General features: G+C 70.0%; 18 protein-coding genes and 1 other RNA gene. 11 read left to right on the top strand and 8 right to left on the bottom strand.

The window, feature by feature from the left end; genetic code table 11:
* Window positions 1–91 precede the first annotated feature (91 nt).
* Both ASD30_RS23065 and ASD30_RS23060 read left to right on the top strand, forming a co-directional pair.
* Window positions 92–502 carry a hypothetical protein gene (locus ASD30_RS23065; RefSeq protein ID WP_056687690.1) on the top strand — a complete coding sequence of 137 codons (411 nt, stop codon included), beginning with the start codon at window positions 92–94 and terminating at the stop codon, window positions 500–502.
* A gap of 34 nt (window positions 503–536) precedes the next feature.
* The gene (locus ASD30_RS23060; protein WP_056687688.1) at window positions 537–1,421 is read left to right on the top strand and encodes a serine/threonine-protein kinase; all 885 of its coding nucleotides are present in this window, start codon (window positions 537–539) and stop codon (window positions 1,419–1,421) included.
* A 40-nt stretch (window positions 1,422–1,461) separates the two neighbouring features.
* Here the strand turns inward: ASD30_RS23060 and ASD30_RS23055 are convergent, their stop codons facing one another.
* From ASD30_RS23055 to ASD30_RS23040, 4 genes are read right to left on the bottom strand one after another with little or no spacing between them, the layout of a single operon-like run.
* The gene (locus ASD30_RS23055) at window positions 1,462–2,130 is read right to left on the bottom strand and encodes a response regulator transcription factor (RefSeq protein ID WP_056687685.1); all 669 of its coding nucleotides are present in this window, start codon (window positions 2,128–2,130) and stop codon (window positions 1,462–1,464) included.
* Window positions 2,115–3,662 (bottom strand): sensor histidine kinase, encoded by a 1,548-nt coding sequence (locus ASD30_RS23050; protein WP_082564120.1) that lies wholly within the window; start codon window positions 3,660–3,662, stop codon window positions 2,115–2,117. The genes ASD30_RS23055 and ASD30_RS23050 overlap by 16 nt, the downstream gene beginning before the upstream one ends.
* A gap of 18 nt (window positions 3,663–3,680) precedes the next feature.
* A complete protein-coding gene (locus ASD30_RS23045; protein ID WP_056687683.1) occupies window positions 3,681–4,004 on the bottom strand; it encodes a hypothetical protein in 324 nt (107 codons plus the stop codon).
* A gap of 57 nt (window positions 4,005–4,061) precedes the next feature.
* Window positions 4,062–4,544 (bottom strand): GbsR/MarR family transcriptional regulator, encoded by a 483-nt coding sequence (locus ASD30_RS23040; RefSeq protein ID WP_082564119.1) that lies wholly within the window; start codon window positions 4,542–4,544, stop codon window positions 4,062–4,064.
* Window positions 4,545–4,617: 73 nt separating this feature from the next.
* Between ASD30_RS23040 and ASD30_RS23035 the strand changes: the two genes are divergently transcribed.
* From ASD30_RS23035 to ASD30_RS23015, 5 genes are all read left to right on the top strand, one after another.
* Window positions 4,618–5,529: an ABC transporter ATP-binding protein gene (locus ASD30_RS23035; RefSeq protein WP_056687679.1), complete on the top strand. Its 912-nt coding sequence runs from the start codon at window positions 4,618–4,620 to the stop codon at window positions 5,527–5,529.
* Window positions 5,526–7,106 carry an ABC transporter permease gene (locus ASD30_RS23030; RefSeq protein ID WP_056687677.1) on the top strand — a complete coding sequence of 527 codons (1,581 nt, stop codon included), beginning with the start codon at window positions 5,526–5,528 and terminating at the stop codon, window positions 7,104–7,106. Before ASD30_RS23035 ends, ASD30_RS23030 begins: the two co-directional genes overlap by 4 nt.
* A 23-nt stretch (window positions 7,107–7,129) precedes the next feature.
* Window positions 7,130–8,248 (top strand): Nif3-like dinuclear metal center hexameric protein, encoded by a 1,119-nt coding sequence (locus ASD30_RS23025; protein WP_056687675.1) that lies wholly within the window; start codon window positions 7,130–7,132, stop codon window positions 8,246–8,248.
* A 77-nt stretch (window positions 8,249–8,325) separates the two neighbouring features.
* Window positions 8,326–9,066, top strand: coding sequence for a zinc ribbon domain-containing protein (locus ASD30_RS23020; protein WP_056687673.1), 741 nt, complete (start codon window positions 8,326–8,328; stop codon window positions 9,064–9,066).
* A 25-nt stretch (window positions 9,067–9,091) separates the two neighbouring features.
* Window positions 9,092–9,877: a histidine phosphatase family protein gene (locus tag ASD30_RS23015; protein WP_056687671.1), complete on the top strand. Its 786-nt coding sequence runs from the start codon at window positions 9,092–9,094 to the stop codon at window positions 9,875–9,877.
* 20 nt (window positions 9,878–9,897) lie between these two features.
* Here ASD30_RS23015 and yaaA read toward each other — a convergent pair whose 3' ends face one another.
* A complete protein-coding gene (yaaA, locus tag ASD30_RS23010; RefSeq protein WP_056687766.1) occupies window positions 9,898–10,713 on the bottom strand; it encodes a peroxide stress protein YaaA in 816 nt (271 codons plus the stop codon).
* A 109-nt stretch (window positions 10,714–10,822) separates the two neighbouring features.
* Between yaaA and ASD30_RS23005 the strand changes: the two genes are divergently transcribed.
* Window positions 10,823–12,271, top strand: a complete 1,449-nt coding sequence (locus ASD30_RS23005) for an RNB domain-containing ribonuclease (RefSeq protein ID WP_056687669.1) — start codon at window positions 10,823–10,825, stop codon at window positions 12,269–12,271.
* A 26-nt stretch (window positions 12,272–12,297) separates the two neighbouring features.
* On the opposite strand, the gene rnpB is transcribed toward ASD30_RS23005, so the two are convergent.
* Window positions 12,298–12,703: RNase P RNA component class A (gene rnpB / locus ASD30_RS23140), an RNA gene on the bottom strand.
* A gap of 51 nt (window positions 12,704–12,754) precedes the next feature.
* On the opposite strand from rnpB, the gene ASD30_RS23000 reads away from it, so the two are divergent.
* Window positions 12,755–13,225, top strand: coding sequence for a tetratricopeptide repeat protein (locus tag ASD30_RS23000; protein ID WP_235530103.1), 471 nt, complete (start codon window positions 12,755–12,757; stop codon window positions 13,223–13,225).
* 3 nt (window positions 13,226–13,228) lie between these two features.
* On the opposite strand, the gene map is transcribed toward ASD30_RS23000, so the two are convergent.
* Window positions 13,229–14,077, bottom strand: a complete 849-nt coding sequence (gene map, locus ASD30_RS22995) for a type I methionyl aminopeptidase (RefSeq protein WP_082564117.1) — start codon at window positions 14,075–14,077, stop codon at window positions 13,229–13,231.
* A gap of 24 nt (window positions 14,078–14,101) precedes the next feature.
* Here map and ASD30_RS22990 point away from each other — a divergent pair, with 24 nt between their 5' ends.
* On the top strand, window positions 14,102–14,290 hold the full coding sequence (locus tag ASD30_RS22990; RefSeq protein WP_056687663.1) for a hypothetical protein: 189 nt from the start codon (window positions 14,102–14,104) through the stop codon (window positions 14,288–14,290).
* Between the two features lie 105 nt (window positions 14,291–14,395).
* Window positions 14,396–14,659 carry a hypothetical protein gene (locus tag ASD30_RS22985; protein WP_156393764.1) on the top strand — a complete coding sequence of 88 codons (264 nt, stop codon included), beginning with the start codon at window positions 14,396–14,398 and terminating at the stop codon, window positions 14,657–14,659.
* A gap of 4 nt (window positions 14,660–14,663) precedes the next feature.
* Here ASD30_RS22985 and ASD30_RS22980 read toward each other — a convergent pair whose 3' ends face one another.
* Window positions 14,664–15,236, bottom strand: a complete 573-nt coding sequence (locus ASD30_RS22980; RefSeq protein ID WP_056687658.1) for an AMIN-like domain-containing (lipo)protein — start codon at window positions 15,234–15,236, stop codon at window positions 14,664–14,666.
* Window positions 15,237–15,430 lie beyond the last annotated feature (194 nt).

Genomic DNA, 15,430 nt, shown 5'->3' with positions numbered 1-15,430 from the left:
TCACGGGCGCCTCACGGCTGGCTCATCGGGCGTCGGCATCGTTCCACTCGTCAAGGAAACCGGGCATCAGCCCACGACGAGAGGAACAGCGATGAACGTCAAGAGGACCTTCACTGCAAGCGCGATGGGCCTGGCCGGCCTGGTGGTCGGTGGCCTGATGGTGATGCAGACGCCGACGATCGCCAGCAACGCGAGCGGCGACGACACCGCCGCCAAGCGCGACGACGACGTGCCGGACCTGGTGCTGGTCGCCGACGACGATGACGACGACACGCGTGACCGGGACACCAGGTCCCGGGCCTCGCGCAACACCGGGTTCAGCAAGTCCACCCGCGACCACACCCGCAGCAACCACACGTTGGTGAGTCGCGACCGGGACCTCAGCCGCAGCGACAAGACCCGCGACTGGACCCGTGACGGGGTCAAGTTGGGCAAGAAGGCCGAGCGGGACTGGTCGGCCAACCGCACCAACGACCGTTCGCGCAACGACACGCGTCGCTGAGCGCCGCAACCGGACGCGGACGGAGTCGACGACGATGGATGGACGACGCGACAGCTGGGACCTCGGTGAGGGTGACCCGATCACCGACGAGCTGACCGCGATGCGGCTGCTCGGCGGTGGCGAGGCCTACGAGGCCTACCTGGCCTTCGACGAGATCACCTACTCGCCGGTGGTGGTCAAGCTGCTGCGACCACGACAGGTGGACGACGCCTCCGCGCAGCGTGGGCTGCGTCGCGAGGTGGCCGCCCTGGCCGCGGTCAACCATCCCGTGGTGGTGCGGGGCCTGCGCCATGAGCTGGCCGGGCCCCGTCCGCACGTCGTGCTGGAGCACGTGGACGGGCCACGCCTGTCGAGCCTGCTGCGCCGCTACGGTCCGTTGCAGGAGGCGCAGTACCTCCCGCTCGCGATCGACGTGTCTGCCGCGCTGCACTACCTGGGCCACCTCGGGTACGTGCACCTCGACATCAAGCCGAGCAACATCATCATGGGAGCTCCCGCACGGCTGATCGACCTCTCGGTGGCCCGCACCGTGGACGACGCGGCGTCCCTGGGCCACCCGATCGGCACCGACGACTACATGGCGCCCGAGCAGTGCCGGCCCGGCGAGTCAGCATCGCCCGGACCGGCGAGTGACGTGTGGGGCCTGGGCACCACGCTCTTCGAGGCGGTCTCCGGGTCGAAGCCGTTCCTGCGCGGCGACATGGAGTCCCGGGCGCCGGCGGAGATCTGGCCGCAGCTGGTCACCGATCCCGGCGCGCTGCCCGAGCGGGTGCCGCCCGAGATGTCCAAGATCGTGTACGCCGCACTCGAGCGCGAACCGGCCGACCGGCCGCTGCCGCACGAGATCGCCGAGGCGCTGCAACCGGTGCTCGAGCGGCAGCCCCGTGGTCACCTCGCCGGCTTCAAGGTCCGCCGCTGACCCGTCGTGAGTTCGGAGCGACAGGTCGATGGTGGGACGATCAGGGGACGAGGCGGTAGCCCATACCGCGCACGGTGGCGATCCGGTCGGCGCCGAGCTTCCTGCGCAGGTAGCCGACGTAGACGTCCACCACGTTGGATCCCGGGTCGAAGTCGAAGCCCCACACGTGGTCGAGCAGCTGCTCCCGCGACAGCACCTGTCCGGGGTTGAGCAGGAAGATCTCGAGCAGGGTGAACTCGCGCGCGGAGAGGTCCACCTCGGTCCCGTCGACGGTGGCCCGCCGGGTGCGGACGTCGAGGCTGACCGCGCCGGCCCGGAGTACGTCGTCACGCGCCGCGCCCTGGTCGTCGTACTGCCGCAGGCGGAGCCGGACCCGGGCCAGCAGCTCGGCGAACCGGAACGGCTTGGGCATGTAGTCGTCGGCACCGCCCTCGAGGGCGTTGACCGTGTCGGTCACGGAGTCGCGCGCGGTCAGCACGATGACCGGGACACGGGAGCCCTGCGAGCGCAGCTGGTCGAGCACCTCGAAGCCGTCGATGCCGGGCAGGCCGATGTCGAGGACGACGAGGTCGAAGCCGTTGCCCAGCGCCAGGTCGAGGCCGGTCGGCCCGTCGTCGGCGATGGTGGTCTGGTGGCCCTCAGCGGTGAGTCCCTTGGCGACGAACGAGGCGATGCGGGCCTCGTCCTCGATGATCAGGATGCTGGCCATGGGCGCTCCTCGACGTCGGGTCGGACTGCTTCGAACCTGATCGTGTCGGCATGGCCGGTGTCGGGAGGCAGGTCCGTCGAGGAGCTGCTGCCGGACGCCGAGCCCGTCGTCGCCGCGGGCAGCGCGACGACGAACCGGGCGCCCGGCGGATCGGCGTCCTCGACGTGGACCGTGCCACCGTGCGCCTCGACCAACGCACGCACGATGGACAGTCCGAGGCCGAAGCCGTCGTCGCCCCGGAGCACGGTGCTGCGGGTGAACCGCTCGAAGATCCGCTCCCGGTCCTCGGGTCGTACGCCGTGCCCGGTGTCGCGCACCCACAGCAGCACCCGCTCGCCCTCGTCGGACGAGCCGATGGCGATCGTGTCGCCGGGCACGGTGTGCTTGACCGCGTTGTCGGCCAGCTGCAGCAGCACCTGCGTGATGCGTTGCTCGTCGAGGTGCACGGTGCGGGTCGCCGTACCGTCGTCGACCCACGCGCGATCGCCCAGTGCGCGGGCCTTGGTCAGCACCAGGTCGGTGAGCGCGCCGAGGTCGACCGGTCCTGTCGTGACGAAGTCGGGCCGGGCGCTCTTGGTGAGGAGGATCAGGTCGTTGACCAGTCGCGACATGCGGTCGATCTCGTCGAGCAGCAGCGCCCGGGTTTCGCCGACCTCCTCAGGATTGTGAGCGTCCAGCAGCTCGAGGTGTCCGCGCAGCACAGTCAGCGGAGTCCTGAGCTCGTGGCCGGCCGCGTCGAGGAACTCGCGTTGGTTCGTGAACGACGCCTCGAGCCGGGCCAGCATGTCGTTGACCGTGCGGGTCAGTGAGGTGATGTCGTCGTTGCCGGTCTCGGTGAGCCGCAACGAGAGGTCGGTCTCGCTGATCTCACGGGCGGTCTCGCTCATCTCACGCAGGGGAGAGAGGAGCCGCCCGGCCTGCCACGCGGCCAGTGCGGTGATCAGGCCGAGCGAGAGCAGGGAGACGATCGTGTAGGTCTCGATGAGCTCCTTGAGCTCGCCCCGGGAGTCGTCGAGGAAGGTGACCACCACCAGGGCGCCCCCGGTGCGGGTTCCCTGCACCGGCTGCACGGTCACCAGCACCTCACCGACCTCGGAATCGAAGAGCTCCTCCCCGCCCTTGCGCAGGTGCTGGCGGACGACCGACTCGAACTCGGGGGACCTGCTGAACCCGGAGTGCTCGGAGGTCGACTCGAACTTGGACTCGTCGTCGATCCACGCGGAGAACAGCTCGTTGTCGCTGGGCACGTTGCGCTGCAGGAACACGACCAGGAGGTCTTCGACGCTGGCGAAGGGCCTCGCGGTGTTGGGGTCCTTGCCCTTCTCCTGGAGCTGGCGGAACTCGGCGATCTCCTGGTCGGCCTGGGCCGACGCTGCGTTCTCGAGCCGGGCCGACTCCAGGGCGTAGATGATCGCACCGGCGCCGGCCAGGGCGAGGGCGACGAGTACGGCGACCGTGGCGGTGATCCGCACGCGCACGGAGATGCCCGGGCGTCGCCGGGCATCTCGGGTGGTGGGGTCGGCGGCAGTCATCGACGTCCGCCACGGGAGTCAGTCGTCATCGCCACCGTCGTCGTCATCCGGCCCGTCGTCGTCGCGACCGTCGTGCCGGTCGTCGTCACGACCGTCGTCGTCGGTGGCGTCGTCAAGGTCATCGGGCACGGCGGTCACGGTCCGCGGGCCGTCGGACTTCTTCGGCGGCTTCGGCGTGCGGCTGGGCAGGTCGGTCGGCGTACCGCTCGTTCCGGTCGGCTCGTCGATCCGGATCGGGCTGCGGTCGCCGGGCGCGTCACCGGCGGCAGCGAGAGAGCCGGCGACGTAGGCCAGCATCGGCAGCACCAGCGCTGCCGCGAGGATCAGTTTCCACTTGCCCATGACCTGGATGATCCTGCCTCATCGTGGGGTCCTCGTGAGACCCGGATGAGAAGACCCTCATCGAGACCTCTGCTCGTCCTGCCAGCGCGCGTAGAGACTCGGCAGCTCGTTGCCGATGAAGACGAAGAAGTCACGGGTGTCGGTGATGCGGGTCTCGGCGTCGGGGGAGAGGTCGCCCGAGGACAGGGCGGTGTCCATCAGCTTGACCAGGGCGTCGTACGCCTTGATCTCGAGCATCATGGCGTCGGCCCAGAGGTCCGCCTCGGTGGAGAACCGGTCGGCGCGCTCGCCGGGATCGCGGCGCCGGCGCACGAGATGGACGCGCAGCAGGTAGTTGACCGCGCCGCTGATCGCGGCGGGGCTGACCTGAAGGGACTCGGCGAGCTCACGCGAGGTCATGCCCGCGCCCGGCGCACCGAGGAGGGCAGCGAAGACGCGTGAAGGCATGCGGGGGAAGCCCATGCCGCTGAGCATGGAGGCGAGGTCCTCCACGAACTGTCGCGGATGCGTATCACTCGCGGGATCAGGGGCGTCGGCCATGGCCTCAGACTATCCGAAATTCAAGTAGTTCGGAAGTTTCACAAATTCGTGAATTAGGAGTAGCGTGACGGGCATGAGTGATGTCATCGAGATCTCGGGGCTGGTCAAGAAGTTCGGCGCCACCACGGCTCTCGACCACCTCGACCTGTCCGTCGCGACCGGCGAGGTCCACGGCTTCCTGGGTCCCAACGGCGCCGGCAAGTCCACGACCATCCGCGTGCTGCTCGGCCTGCTGCGGCCCGACGAGGGCACCACCCGGCTCCTGGGCGGCGACCCGTGGCGCGACGCGGCCCAGCTGCACCGCCGCCTGGCCTACGTGCCGGGCGACGTGAACCTGTGGCCGAACCTGTCCGGCGGTGAGGTCATCGACCTGCTCGGCCGGCTGCGCGGCGGCCTCGACGAGAAGCGTCGCGCCGACCTGCTCGACCGGTTCGAGCTCGACCCGACCAAGAAGGGCCGCACCTACTCCAAGGGCAACCGGCAGAAGGTGGCCCTGGTCGCCGCACTGTCCTCCGACGTGGAGCTGCTGGTGCTCGACGAGCCGACGTCGGGCCTAGACCCGATCATGGAGTCGGTCTTCCAGTCGTGCATCGACGAGTTCCGCACCGACGGGCGCAGCGTCCTGCTCTCCAGCCACATCCTGGCGGAGGTCGAGCGGCTGTGCGACCGGGTCAGCATCATCCGCTCCGGCCGCACCGTCGAGACTGGAACCCTCGCCGACCTTCGCCACCTCACGCGCACGGCGGTCTCCGCCCAGCTGGCCTCCGACCCGATCGGACTCGACCAGCTCACCGGCCTGCACGGCCTGGTCGTCGAGGGCAAGCGCGTGGAGTTCGAGATCGACACGGCGCAGCTCGGCGCCGCGGTGGCCAGGCTCGGAGACTTCGGGATCCTCACCCTGACCAGCCAGCCGCCCACCCTCGAAGAGCTGTTCCTGCGCCACTACGGCGACGAGGTCGAGCCCCAGCCGGAGGCCGAACGATGAGGGCCGTCACCGGAGCCGGCATCCTGTTCCGCACCTTCGTACGACGCGACCTGCTCGCGATCTTCTGGTGGACGATCGGCATCACGATCCTCTACTGGTCGCAGGCGGTCAGCGTCGACGGGCTCTACTCCACCCAGGCCGAGTTCGACAAGGCCGCGGCCAGCATGGAGAACAATGCCGCGTTCATCGCGATGGCCGGACCGGCGCGGGCCCTGAACACCGTCGGTGGCCAGGTCGCCTGGCAGGCCACCGCCTTCGGCGCGGTCATGGTCGGGCTGATGAGCATGTTCCTCGTCGGCCGGCACACCCGCGTCGAGGAGGAGACCGGGCGCGACGAGCTCGTCCGCTCGGGGGCGATCGGCCGACATGCTCCGATGACCGCTGCCCTCATGGTCACCGCCCTGGCCAACGCCGTGGTCGGCCTGGCGGTCTCGGCCAGCCTGCTGGCCTACGGACTGCCCGCGGCCGGGTCTTGGGCGCTCGGGATCGGGCTGATCCTCACCGGTCTCTGCTTCACCGGCATCTCCCTGGTCGCCGCGCAGCTGACCCAGGGCGCCCGCGCCATGTACGGCATCGTCGGAGCCGCGCTCGGTGCCGCCTACGGCCTGCGCGCGATCGGTGACGTCGGCGACAACGGACTGTCGTGGCTCTCGCCGATCGGGTGGTACCAGGGCCTGCGGGCGTACGCCGACGAACGCTGGTGGCCCCTCGTCCTCCTCCTCGGTGTCGCACTGGTGACCCTGGCCGCGGCCTACGCCGTCTTCGGTCGGCGTGACATCGGGTCCGGTGTCTGGGCAGCTCGGCCGGGTCCGGCGCGGGCCGGCGCCGGACTGCACAGTGACCTCGGCCTGGCCTGGCGGCTGCACCGCGGCAGCCTCATCGGCTGGACCCTCGGCCTGTTCGTGACCGGCCTGGCCTACGGCACCATGGGCAACGACATCGGTGACCTGATCGGCGACTCCGAGGCCACCCGTGAGGTGTTGGCGGCGGGCAGCGCCGACCTCGTCGACGGGTTCTACGGCGCCGCCGGGCTGATGCTGGCCCTGCTCGCCGGAGGGTACGCCGTCTCCGCCTCGCTTCGCGCCCGCGGCGAGGAGGACTCCGGCCGTGTCGAGCCGTTGCTCTCGACCGCCCTGCCCCGGGTGCGTTGGTTCCTGGGCCACACGCTGATCGCCGTGCTCGGCTCCGTCGCCGTGCTGCTCGCCTCCGCGGTCGGGCTCGGCACCGGCTACGCCATGACCACCGGGGAGTGGGACTCCTTCGGTCGGTTGATGATGGCTCCCGTCTCGGCCGGTGCCGGGGTGATGGTGCTGGTCGGACTCGCCGTGCTGCTCACCGGCTTCGTGCCGCGTCTCGCTTCCGCGGCCTGGCTCGGACTCGCGTTCTGCGTGGTCGTGATGATGTTCGGGCCACTGCTGAAGTTCCCCGACTGGCTGATCGACGTCTCACCGTTCAGCCATCTCGCCCTGGTGCCGGCCGAGTCCTTCGCCGCCGGCCCCTACCTCGTGGTGCTCGCGGTCAGTGTCGCGCTCGGGGCGGTCGGCGTACTCGGCCTGCGGCGGCGTGACATGCACTGAGACCTGCCCATTAACCTGTCGCCATGACGACCCTTGGTGACGTGGTTGAGCTCCTGCACGGTTGGTACCCACCCGGGACCGCCGAGGACTGGGACGCCGTCGGTCTCGTGTACGGCGATCCGGCGGCGACCGTCAAGAAGGTCATGTTCGCGGTCGACCCGACGCCCGAGGTCGCGAAGGAGGCCGTGGCGTGGGGCGCCGACCTGCTCGTCGTACACCACCCTCTGTTCCTCAAGCCGGTGCACGGCTTCGCGGCGACCACCGCGAAGGGCCGCACCCTGGCCACGCTGGCGGCCGGCGGCTGCGCGCTGCTGACCGCGCACACGAACGCAGACCAGGCCGACTCGGGAGTCTCGGAGGCGCTGGCCACCGCACTGGGCCTGAAGGAACTCGCCCCGATCCTCGGCGCCGAGGAGGAGTCGCTCGACAAGCTCGTGGTCTACGTGCCGCACGACGCCGCAGCACCGGTGCGGGCCGCGATCGCCGACGCCGGTGCCGGGTTCATCGGCAACTACGACCACTGCTCCTTCACCACCGAGGGCCAGGGCAGGTTCCGCCCGCTCGAGGGCTCCGACCCGACCATCGGCACCATCGGGGACATCGCGGTCGTCGACGAGCACCGCATCGAGGCAGTGCTGCCACGCCGCCGACGCGGTGAGGTCGTCAACGCGATGCTGGCCAACCACCCCTACGAGTCACCGGCGTACGACGTCACCGAGCTCGCCGACCCCGGCCTGGCCACGACCGGCACCGGGCGGGTCGGCGTCATCGAGGAGACCACGCTGCGCGACTTCGCCCAGGTGGTCGCCGAGGCCCTCCCCGAGACCGAGCAGGGCGTGCGCGTCGGGGGTGACCCCGACCGCGTCGTACGACGGGTGGCGGTGTGCGGCGGGGCCGGCGACTTCCTGCTCGATCAACTGGCCGGGAGCGACGTCGACGTCTACGTGACCAGCGACCTGAGGCACCACCCCGCCGCCGAGTTCCTCGAGAAGGACGGGCCGGCGCTGATCGACGTGGCGCACTGGGCCGCGGAGTCCACGTGGCTGCCGGTGGTGCGGGCGCGGCTGGCCGAGGAGCTGGGGGATACGGTGGACTCCCGGGTGAGCGAGGTCCGCACGGACCCCTGGACCTTCCGCATCTGAACCAACGCATCCGACCCGCACGCATTTCACACGCCAGGCGCCGACGACGTCGTACCGCCCGCACCTAGGAGCCTCCGCTGAAAGCCGATCCGTCCTCCCAACTGAAGCTGCTCGACGTAGCCGCACTCGATGCGCGGGTGGCCCAGCTGCGCCACCAGGTGTCTTCCATGCCGGAGATCAAGGAGATCGCGGCCATCGAGTCCACCCAGCGTGCGCTCAACAACCGGGTTCGCGACGCCCGCATCCTGGTCGACGACCTCACCCGTGAGCAGAAGAAGGCCGACCTCGACGTCGAGCAGGTCAAGACCCGGCGCGAGCGCGACCGCTCCCGTGTGGAGCAGGGGTTGATCACCAACCCCAAGGACCTGCAGCGGATGAACCACGAGCTCGAGTCCCTCGAACGCCGCATCTCCACCCTGGAGGACGAAGAGCTCGAGGTGATGGAAAAGCTCGAGGAGGCGCAGGCCGAGCTGGTCCGGGCCGAGCGCGAGGAGACCGACGTGGTGGCCAAGCTGGTCACCCTGTCCGAGGCTCGCGACACCAAGTCCACCGAGGTCAACGCATCGCTCGAGGTGCTCGTGGCCGACCGTGCCGCAGCCATCGACGGGCTCCCCGACGACCTGCTCGCCCTCTACGAGCGGATCCGCGAGAAGCAGGGCGTCGGTGCCGCTGAGCTCCGCGCCCGCCAGTGCGGCGGCTGCAACATGAAGCTCAATGCCGCGGACCTCGGCGTGATCGCCAAGGCCCCCGCCGACGAGGTCGTGCGCTGCGAGGAGTGCTCGCGGATCCTGGTGCGCACCGCCGAGTCCGGTCTGTGAGGCGCCGGTCCGTGAGGTCTGGCCGGTGAGTGACCAGCTTCCGGGGACCGGGCCTGCCGACTCCCTGATCGAGGAGATCGAGGACCCGGCCTCCGATGCGCCCGCCTCCGACGATGCCGGACACCGCGGCTGGTCACACCCGGGTGGCCCGCCGACGACGGTGATCCTGGTGCGCCACGGCGTCACCCCGCACACGGTCGACAAGCGCTTCTCCGGCGGCCTGGCCAGCTCCAACCCGGGCCTCAGCGACCTGGGCCGCGAGCAGGTCCGGGCGACGGCCGAGTGGCTGGCGCCGCTGGCCGGCGACGTCGCCGCCGTGGTCGCCTCGCCGGTACGACGCACCCGTGAGTCGGCGGAGATCGTCGCCGAGGTGCTGGGGCGTGACATCGAGGAGGAGCACGGTTTTGCCGAGATGGAGTTCGGCACCTGGGACGGCCTGACCTTCGCCGAGGTGGCCGAGAGGCACAAGGACGAGATGGACGCCTGGCTGGGTTCGCTCGACGTCGCCCCCGGTGGCGGGGAGTCGTTCCGCCAGGTGGAGGAGCGGGTGCTCGCCGCCCTCGACCGGCTGATCGCGAACCACGGAGGCAAGACCGTCGTCGTGGTCAGCCACGTGACGCCGATCAAGACCCTGGTCGCCCACGTGGTCGGCGCGCCTCTCGAGGCGGTCTACCGCATGGAGCTGACCCCGGCCTCGGTGACGGTGCTGTCGTTCTTCGACGGCGGCCCCGACGGCGCCGAGCGGATGGCATCCATGCGGCTCTACAACGCGCGTCCCGGCGCCGAGGTGCTCCCGCCCTCACGCCTCTGACCGGCGCTCGGACGAGCGCGTCAGATCTCGTCGACGACCACGTCGAGCTGCACACCCTTGGCGCCGGGTGCGGACTCCTCGACCTTCCAACCGAGGTCACGCAGCAGATCGGCGAAGGCCCCCGGAGTCCGCGGGTTGCCGCCGTCCTCCAGCACCGCGCGGACGATGCGGCCCTTGGTCGCCTTGTTGAAGTGGCTGACCACCTTGCGGGTGCCGTTGTGCTCGTGGAGCACGCGGACGGTCGCCACGCGCTTCGCGAGGTCGCGGGACGGCCTCCAGAACGCGGCGTACATGCCGGACCGCAGGTCGACCAGCAGGCCTGACCCGAGGGCGTCGAGCACCGTCGGCTCGAGGTTCTCGCGCCAGAACCCTGCCACAGAGCCAAGTTGGGGGAGTACGGCGTCGCCCGAGAGGCGGTACGCCGGGATCGCGTCGCCCGGCCGGACCAGTCCGAAGAGGGACGACATGATGCCCACCCGTGACGTTGCGCGACGCCTGGCCGCGGTCGAGAGGCTGGCGAAGTCGAGGGCGTCGTAGAGCACGCCGGTGTAGATGCGGTCGGCGCGGGCAGTGTGCGCCGTACGCAGGCCGGCGTTGAGCGCGACCAGGTCGAGCTGCGTGGCGCCGAGGCCGAGGGTGGCGGCGGCCCGCTCGACGAGCAGGCCGTTCTGCACCGGGGTGGCCGGATCCTGTCCGTCGGCACACAGGGAGACCAGGGCGTCGAGGACCTGCTCGCGTGCGGAGGTGAGCGACGGGGAGCCGAGGGAGGCGAGGTCAAGGGCCTTGCCGCGTCGCGGCGCGGTCTTGCCCTCACTGGGCGGAAGCAGGATCAGCACCCGCACAGCGTAGGGAATCACGCCCGATTGCGCCGTAACGCCGGTCACCGGGGCTCTCGCGACCGCGTCACGTCCCTTTCCAGACTCTTCGGATGGCTAGGGTGGCCACATGCCGAGCAGAGTTGTGAGAGTCCGGTCCACCCACGACGGCGTCGCCGCCCAGAGCCTCCGTGAGGGCATCGCGGCGATCCAGGCGGAGATGCATGTCTCTGCGGAGTTCCCGCCCGAGGTCGAGAAGGCGGCGGCCGAGGCCGCGGCCAACCCGCGCCTGCCCGAGCTGGACAAGACGGCGATCCCGTTCATCACCATCGACCCCGAGAGCGCGATGGACCTCGACCAGGCCCTCCACATCGAGCGTGACGGCGACGGCTACCGCGTGTTCTACGCGATCGCCGACCTGGCCGCGTTCATCACGCCCGGCGACCCGGTCGACGTCGAGGCCAACCGACGCGGCGAGACGTTGTACGGCGCGGACTCCAAGATCCCGTTGCACCCGAAGGTGATCTCCGAGGACGCCGGGTCCCTGCTGCCCGACCAGGTGCGGCCCGCCCTGCTCTGGACGATCGACGTCGACAAGACCGGCGAGGGCACCAAGGTCGAGGTGGTCCGGGCCACGGTGAAGTCGCGCGCGAAGCTCAACTACGCCGACGTCCAGAAGTCGATCGACGACGGGAGCGCCGACGAGGTCTTCGGCCTGCTCAAGGAGGTGGGCGAGCTCCGGCTCGAGCGTGAAGCCGCGCGTGGCGGCGTGTCCCTTCCCCTGCCTGAGCAGGAGATCGACATCGACGGCGACCAGTGGCGGCTCGAGTTCCGCGCCCAGCACCCGGTCGAGCAGTGGAACGCGCAGATCTCGCTGCTCACCGGCATGGCCGCCGCGTCGTTGATGGTCTACGCCCGGGTCGGCCTGCTGCGCACGCTGCCTCCCGCGGACCCGCGCGACGTCAAGCGGCTGCACCGCACCGCCAAGGCCCTCAAGATCGAGTGGCCCGCCGAGCTCGAGTACCCCGAGTTCATCCGCAGCCTCGACCCGACCAAGCCCAACCACGCGGCCATGGTGGTGGCCTGCACCTCCCTGCTGCGCGGCAGCGGGTACGTCGGCTTCAACGGCGAGCTGCCCGCCCAGCCGCGGCACTCGGCGATCGCGTCGGAGTACGCCCACGTCACCGCGCCGCTGCGCCGGCTCGTCGACCGGTACGCCGGCGAGATCTGTGTCGCGCTGTGCGCCGACGAGGAGGTGCCGGCCTGGGTGATCGAGAAGCTGACCGAGGTGCCCGAGACGATGCGTGACTCGGGCCGGATCGCCAACCAGTACGAGAATGCCGTGTTGAACCTCGTGGAGGCCGCCGTACTCCAGCCACGCGTGGGGGAGTCCTTCGACGCCGTAGTGGTCGAGATCGACGACAAGGACGACCACAAGGGCGACATCACCGTGCAGGATCCGGCGATCGAGGCGAGCGTCACCTCGTCGTCCGGCGCGCTGCCGCTCGGCGAGCAGGTGTCGGTCAAGCTCGAGTCCGTGGACCTGAAGTCCCGGTCGATCCGGTTCGTCACCGGCTGAGCCGCCACAGGGTGGTGCCTGGTGGGCGGACGGGCTGGCTCATAGGCCGGGTTCTGTTCGCCGGGGTTCCTTGCGTGGCCCCGGTTGGCGACCATCCATCTAGGGCTGCCGTTGCCGACAGCCTCGGGCGATCTACCCGCACACTCGGGCGAGCAGCCCTCGAACGTGTGCGCACCATTCCTCCGAAGGGGAGTGGCTTCTTGATCTTGCTCCAGGTGGGGTTTACCTAGCCGCACCGGTCACCCGGCACGCTGGTGGTCTCTTACACCACCGTTTCACCCTTACCCGCTCGTGAGAGCGGGCGGTCTGTTTTCTGTGGCACTTTCCCGCGGGTCACCCCGGGTGGGTGTTGCCCACCACCTTGCTCTGTGGAGCCCGGACCTTCCTCGGCCGCCTCCGTGAGGAGACGAACGCGGTCGCCCGGCCAGCCCATCCGCGCCTCAAGGGTAGAGGAATGCGGGCCGGATGGGCGATGTTGGGTGGGTGAGCCACAGCGACGACGAAGGAGCAGCAGTGGACGACCAGGAGATCCCCATCCCGCTGATCATGTTCCCGGGACAGGCCTCGCATCCCTCCGACGCCTACCACCGGGCCTGGGAGCTGCTCGAGCAGCGCGCTCCCCGCGAGGCCCTCGAGATCCTCGAGCCCGCCATCGAGGCCGAGCCGGAGGCCAACTCGCTGCTGACGCTGCGGGCCTGGGCCTACTACATGCGGGTCCAGCTGCAGAAGGCCGAGGCCGACCTGCGAGTCCTCGTCGAGCGAGACCCCTCCGACGTCTGGGCGCGGCACACGCTCGGGCGTGCGCTCGAGCGACAGTCACGACCTGCCGACGCGCTGCCACACCTGCGCCTCGCCGCCGCGATGAGCGCCGACCCCGAGCACGAGACCGCCGTACTCCGGGTGGAGCGGGAGCTCGCCGAGGCGGGCGTCATCTCGTACGACGACCTCACCTGAGGGTCAGGGGTTGGTCAGCACCTCGGCGCCGTCGGCGGTGACCAGCAGGGTGTGCTCGAACTGGGCGCTGCGACGCAGGTCCTTGGTGACGACCGTCCAGTCGTCCTCCCACATGTCCCACTCGTGGGTGCCGAGGTTGAGCATCGGCTCGATCGTGAAGGTCATGCCGACGCGGATCTCGTCGTCGTAGTTGGGGTCGTCGTAGTGCGGCACCACCAGCCCGCTGTGGAAGTGGGTGCCGATGCCGTGGCCGGTGAACTCGCGGACCACGCCGTACCCGAACCGGTTCGCGTAGGCCTCGATGACGCGACCGATGATGTTGATCCGCCGGCCGGGCTTCACCGCCTTGATGCCGCGGTCGAGGGCGGTCTTCGTGCGCTCGACCAGGAGCCGGGTCTCCTCGTCCGGCTCGCCGGCGAAGAAGGTGGCGTTGGTGTCGCCGTGCACGCCGTCGAGGAACGCGGTGATGTCGATGTTGACGATGTCGCCGTCCTGCACGACGGTGCTGTCGGGGATGCCGTGGCAGATGACCTCGTTGACGCTCGAGCAGAGTGACTTCGGGAAGCCGCGGTAGCCCAGGGTCGAGGGGTAGGCACCGTGGTCGCAGAGGAACTCGTGCCCGATGCGGTCGAGCTCGTCGGTGGTGACTCCTGGAGCCACCGCCGCGCCGACCAGCTCGCGGGCCTGCGCGGCCAGCTTTCCGGCGACGCGCATCTTCTCGATGGTCTCGGCGTCCTTCACCTCCTCGCCGGTGAACGGGGACGGCGAGGGGCGGTCGACGTACTCGGGCCGCGGGATCGAGGCAGGGACGGGACGACGGGGAGAAATCACTCCGGGGGTTACTGCGGCCATGGCGGCGAGTGTAGTTTCAGGGACATGAGCGACGAGTACTGGTTCTGCCTGAAGCACCACACCGTCGAGGGTGAGGACGGTTGCCGCAACGCCGACCGCCTCGGTCCCTATGCGACTTCGGCCGAGGCCTCGCGGGCCCTGGAGAAGGTCGAGGAGCGCAACGAGTCGTGGGACAACGACCCGAAGTGGAACGACGACGCCGTGGAGGACTGACCTCGTCACCACTGGTCGCGAGCTCGCCGGGCCGGGTGCTGATCGACCGACGGCAGGCCATGGTGGTCACGTCGACCGCCCGGGCAGCACGGTAGGTTCGGCGCCGTGAGTCGCAACGTTCCCGCATCGCCCTGGCCCTTCGTCGGCATGGGCGGACTCGCGTGCGCCCTGTTCCTGTACGGCGCCAGCGGGTTGGTCGCGCCGTGGTGGGCCGTGGTCGTGCTGCTCCTGGTCTGGGTCGGGTTCCTGGTCACCGCCTGCGTGTGGTGGACCCCGCACCCCAAGCGCCTGCCGGCACTGGCCGTGGTGGCGATCGCCTTCTGGTTCGTGGCCCTCCTCGGCGGCAGCATCCTCTTCGACTGGTCCTGACGCCTCAGTGGCGGAAGTCGATCACCAGTCGTTGAGGGCTGTGCAGGGCGAAGATGCGGTACGACGCCCGGTGCCGCAGGGCGAACCCGAAGTTGACGTAGCCCTCGAAGTCACCGGTGAGGGCGAGTGCCTTGAGGGTGACGAAGCCTGGTCGGGCGATCCGGGGACCGGTGTAGACGTTGCGGCCCGAGTAGGTGTGGCCGGCCGCCATCATGGTCAGGTTCAGGCCCGACGCGCCCCTGATCGGCACCAGTGCGCCACTGCCCTCGTAGCGGAAGATGCGCTGGTAGTTGGTGCTCCAGTCCGGGATGATGCCGCGGAGGTCGATCACGACACGGTCGAAGTGGGGATGTGTGGCGTAGCGCAGGCCGACGACCCTCGTCGTACCGTCCACCGGGTTGTTCCACGACGCGCCCGTGTCGCGCCAGGCCGGCAGTGCGGTGGCGGAGGGCGTGCTCACGGTGGTGAACACCAGGGCCAGCATCGAGGCGAGGACGGCGATCAGTCGGGCGCCGCGTCGGGTCGAGCGGCGGGCTGGGCGGCCCGAGGCGGGTCGGGTACGGCGGATGGCGTTCATGGTGGGCTCCCGTGGGTGAGGTGACACTCGTTGGACGCCCGAGTGCTGCGCCCGGTTGTCCGCTCACCCGTCAGGAGCACGCACCTGACCACCACGTACCTGTCGCGAACCGTGGATTCTTGCGCGCCGAACCGTGGATCCTTGTCGTGCTCGGATCAAGGATCCACGGTTCGCGCGTCAATCACGCGCGGTTC

The sequence above is a fragment of the Nocardioides sp. Root140 genome (assembly GCF_001426745.1).
GTDB lineage: Bacteria > Actinomycetota > Actinomycetes > Propionibacteriales > Nocardioidaceae > Nocardioides.
This window is presented reverse-complemented; position numbering and strand designations above follow the sequence as displayed.

Bases quoted from the DNA above. Each gene is read 5' to 3' on its own strand.
- ASD30_RS23005 (WP_056687669.1), top strand. From the start codon at position 10,823: ATGCCGAGCAGAGTTGTGAGAGTCCGGTCCACCCACGACGGCGTCGCC.
- ASD30_RS23065 (WP_056687690.1), top strand. From the start codon at position 92: ATGAACGTCAAGAGGACCTTCACTGCAAGCGCGATGGGCCTGGCCGGC.
- ASD30_RS23025 (WP_056687675.1), top strand. From the start codon at position 7,130: ATGACGACCCTTGGTGACGTGGTTGAGCTCCTGCACGGTTGGTACCCA.
- map (WP_082564117.1), bottom strand. From the start codon at position 14,077: ATGGCCGCAGTAACCCCCGGAGTGATTTCTCCCCGTCGTCCCGTCCCT.
- ASD30_RS23030 (WP_056687677.1), top strand. From the start codon at position 5,526: ATGAGGGCCGTCACCGGAGCCGGCATCCTGTTCCGCACCTTCGTACGA.
- ASD30_RS22990 (WP_056687663.1), top strand. From the start codon at position 14,102: ATGAGCGACGAGTACTGGTTCTGCCTGAAGCACCACACCGTCGAGGGT.
- ASD30_RS23050 (WP_082564120.1), bottom strand. From the start codon at position 3,662: ATGACTGCCGCCGACCCCACCACCCGAGATGCCCGGCGACGCCCGGGC.
- ASD30_RS23045 (WP_056687683.1), bottom strand. From the start codon at position 4,004: ATGGGCAAGTGGAAACTGATCCTCGCGGCAGCGCTGGTGCTGCCGATG.
- ASD30_RS22980 (WP_056687658.1), bottom strand. From the start codon at position 15,236: ATGAACGCCATCCGCCGTACCCGACCCGCCTCGGGCCGCCCAGCCCGC.
- ASD30_RS23060 (WP_056687688.1), top strand. From the start codon at position 537: ATGGATGGACGACGCGACAGCTGGGACCTCGGTGAGGGTGACCCGATC.
- ASD30_RS23035 (WP_056687679.1), top strand. From the start codon at position 4,618: ATGAGTGATGTCATCGAGATCTCGGGGCTGGTCAAGAAGTTCGGCGCC.
- ASD30_RS23055 (WP_056687685.1), bottom strand. From the start codon at position 2,130: ATGGCCAGCATCCTGATCATCGAGGACGAGGCCCGCATCGCCTCGTTC.
- ASD30_RS23040 (WP_082564119.1), bottom strand. From the start codon at position 4,544: ATGGCCGACGCCCCTGATCCCGCGAGTGATACGCATCCGCGACAGTTC.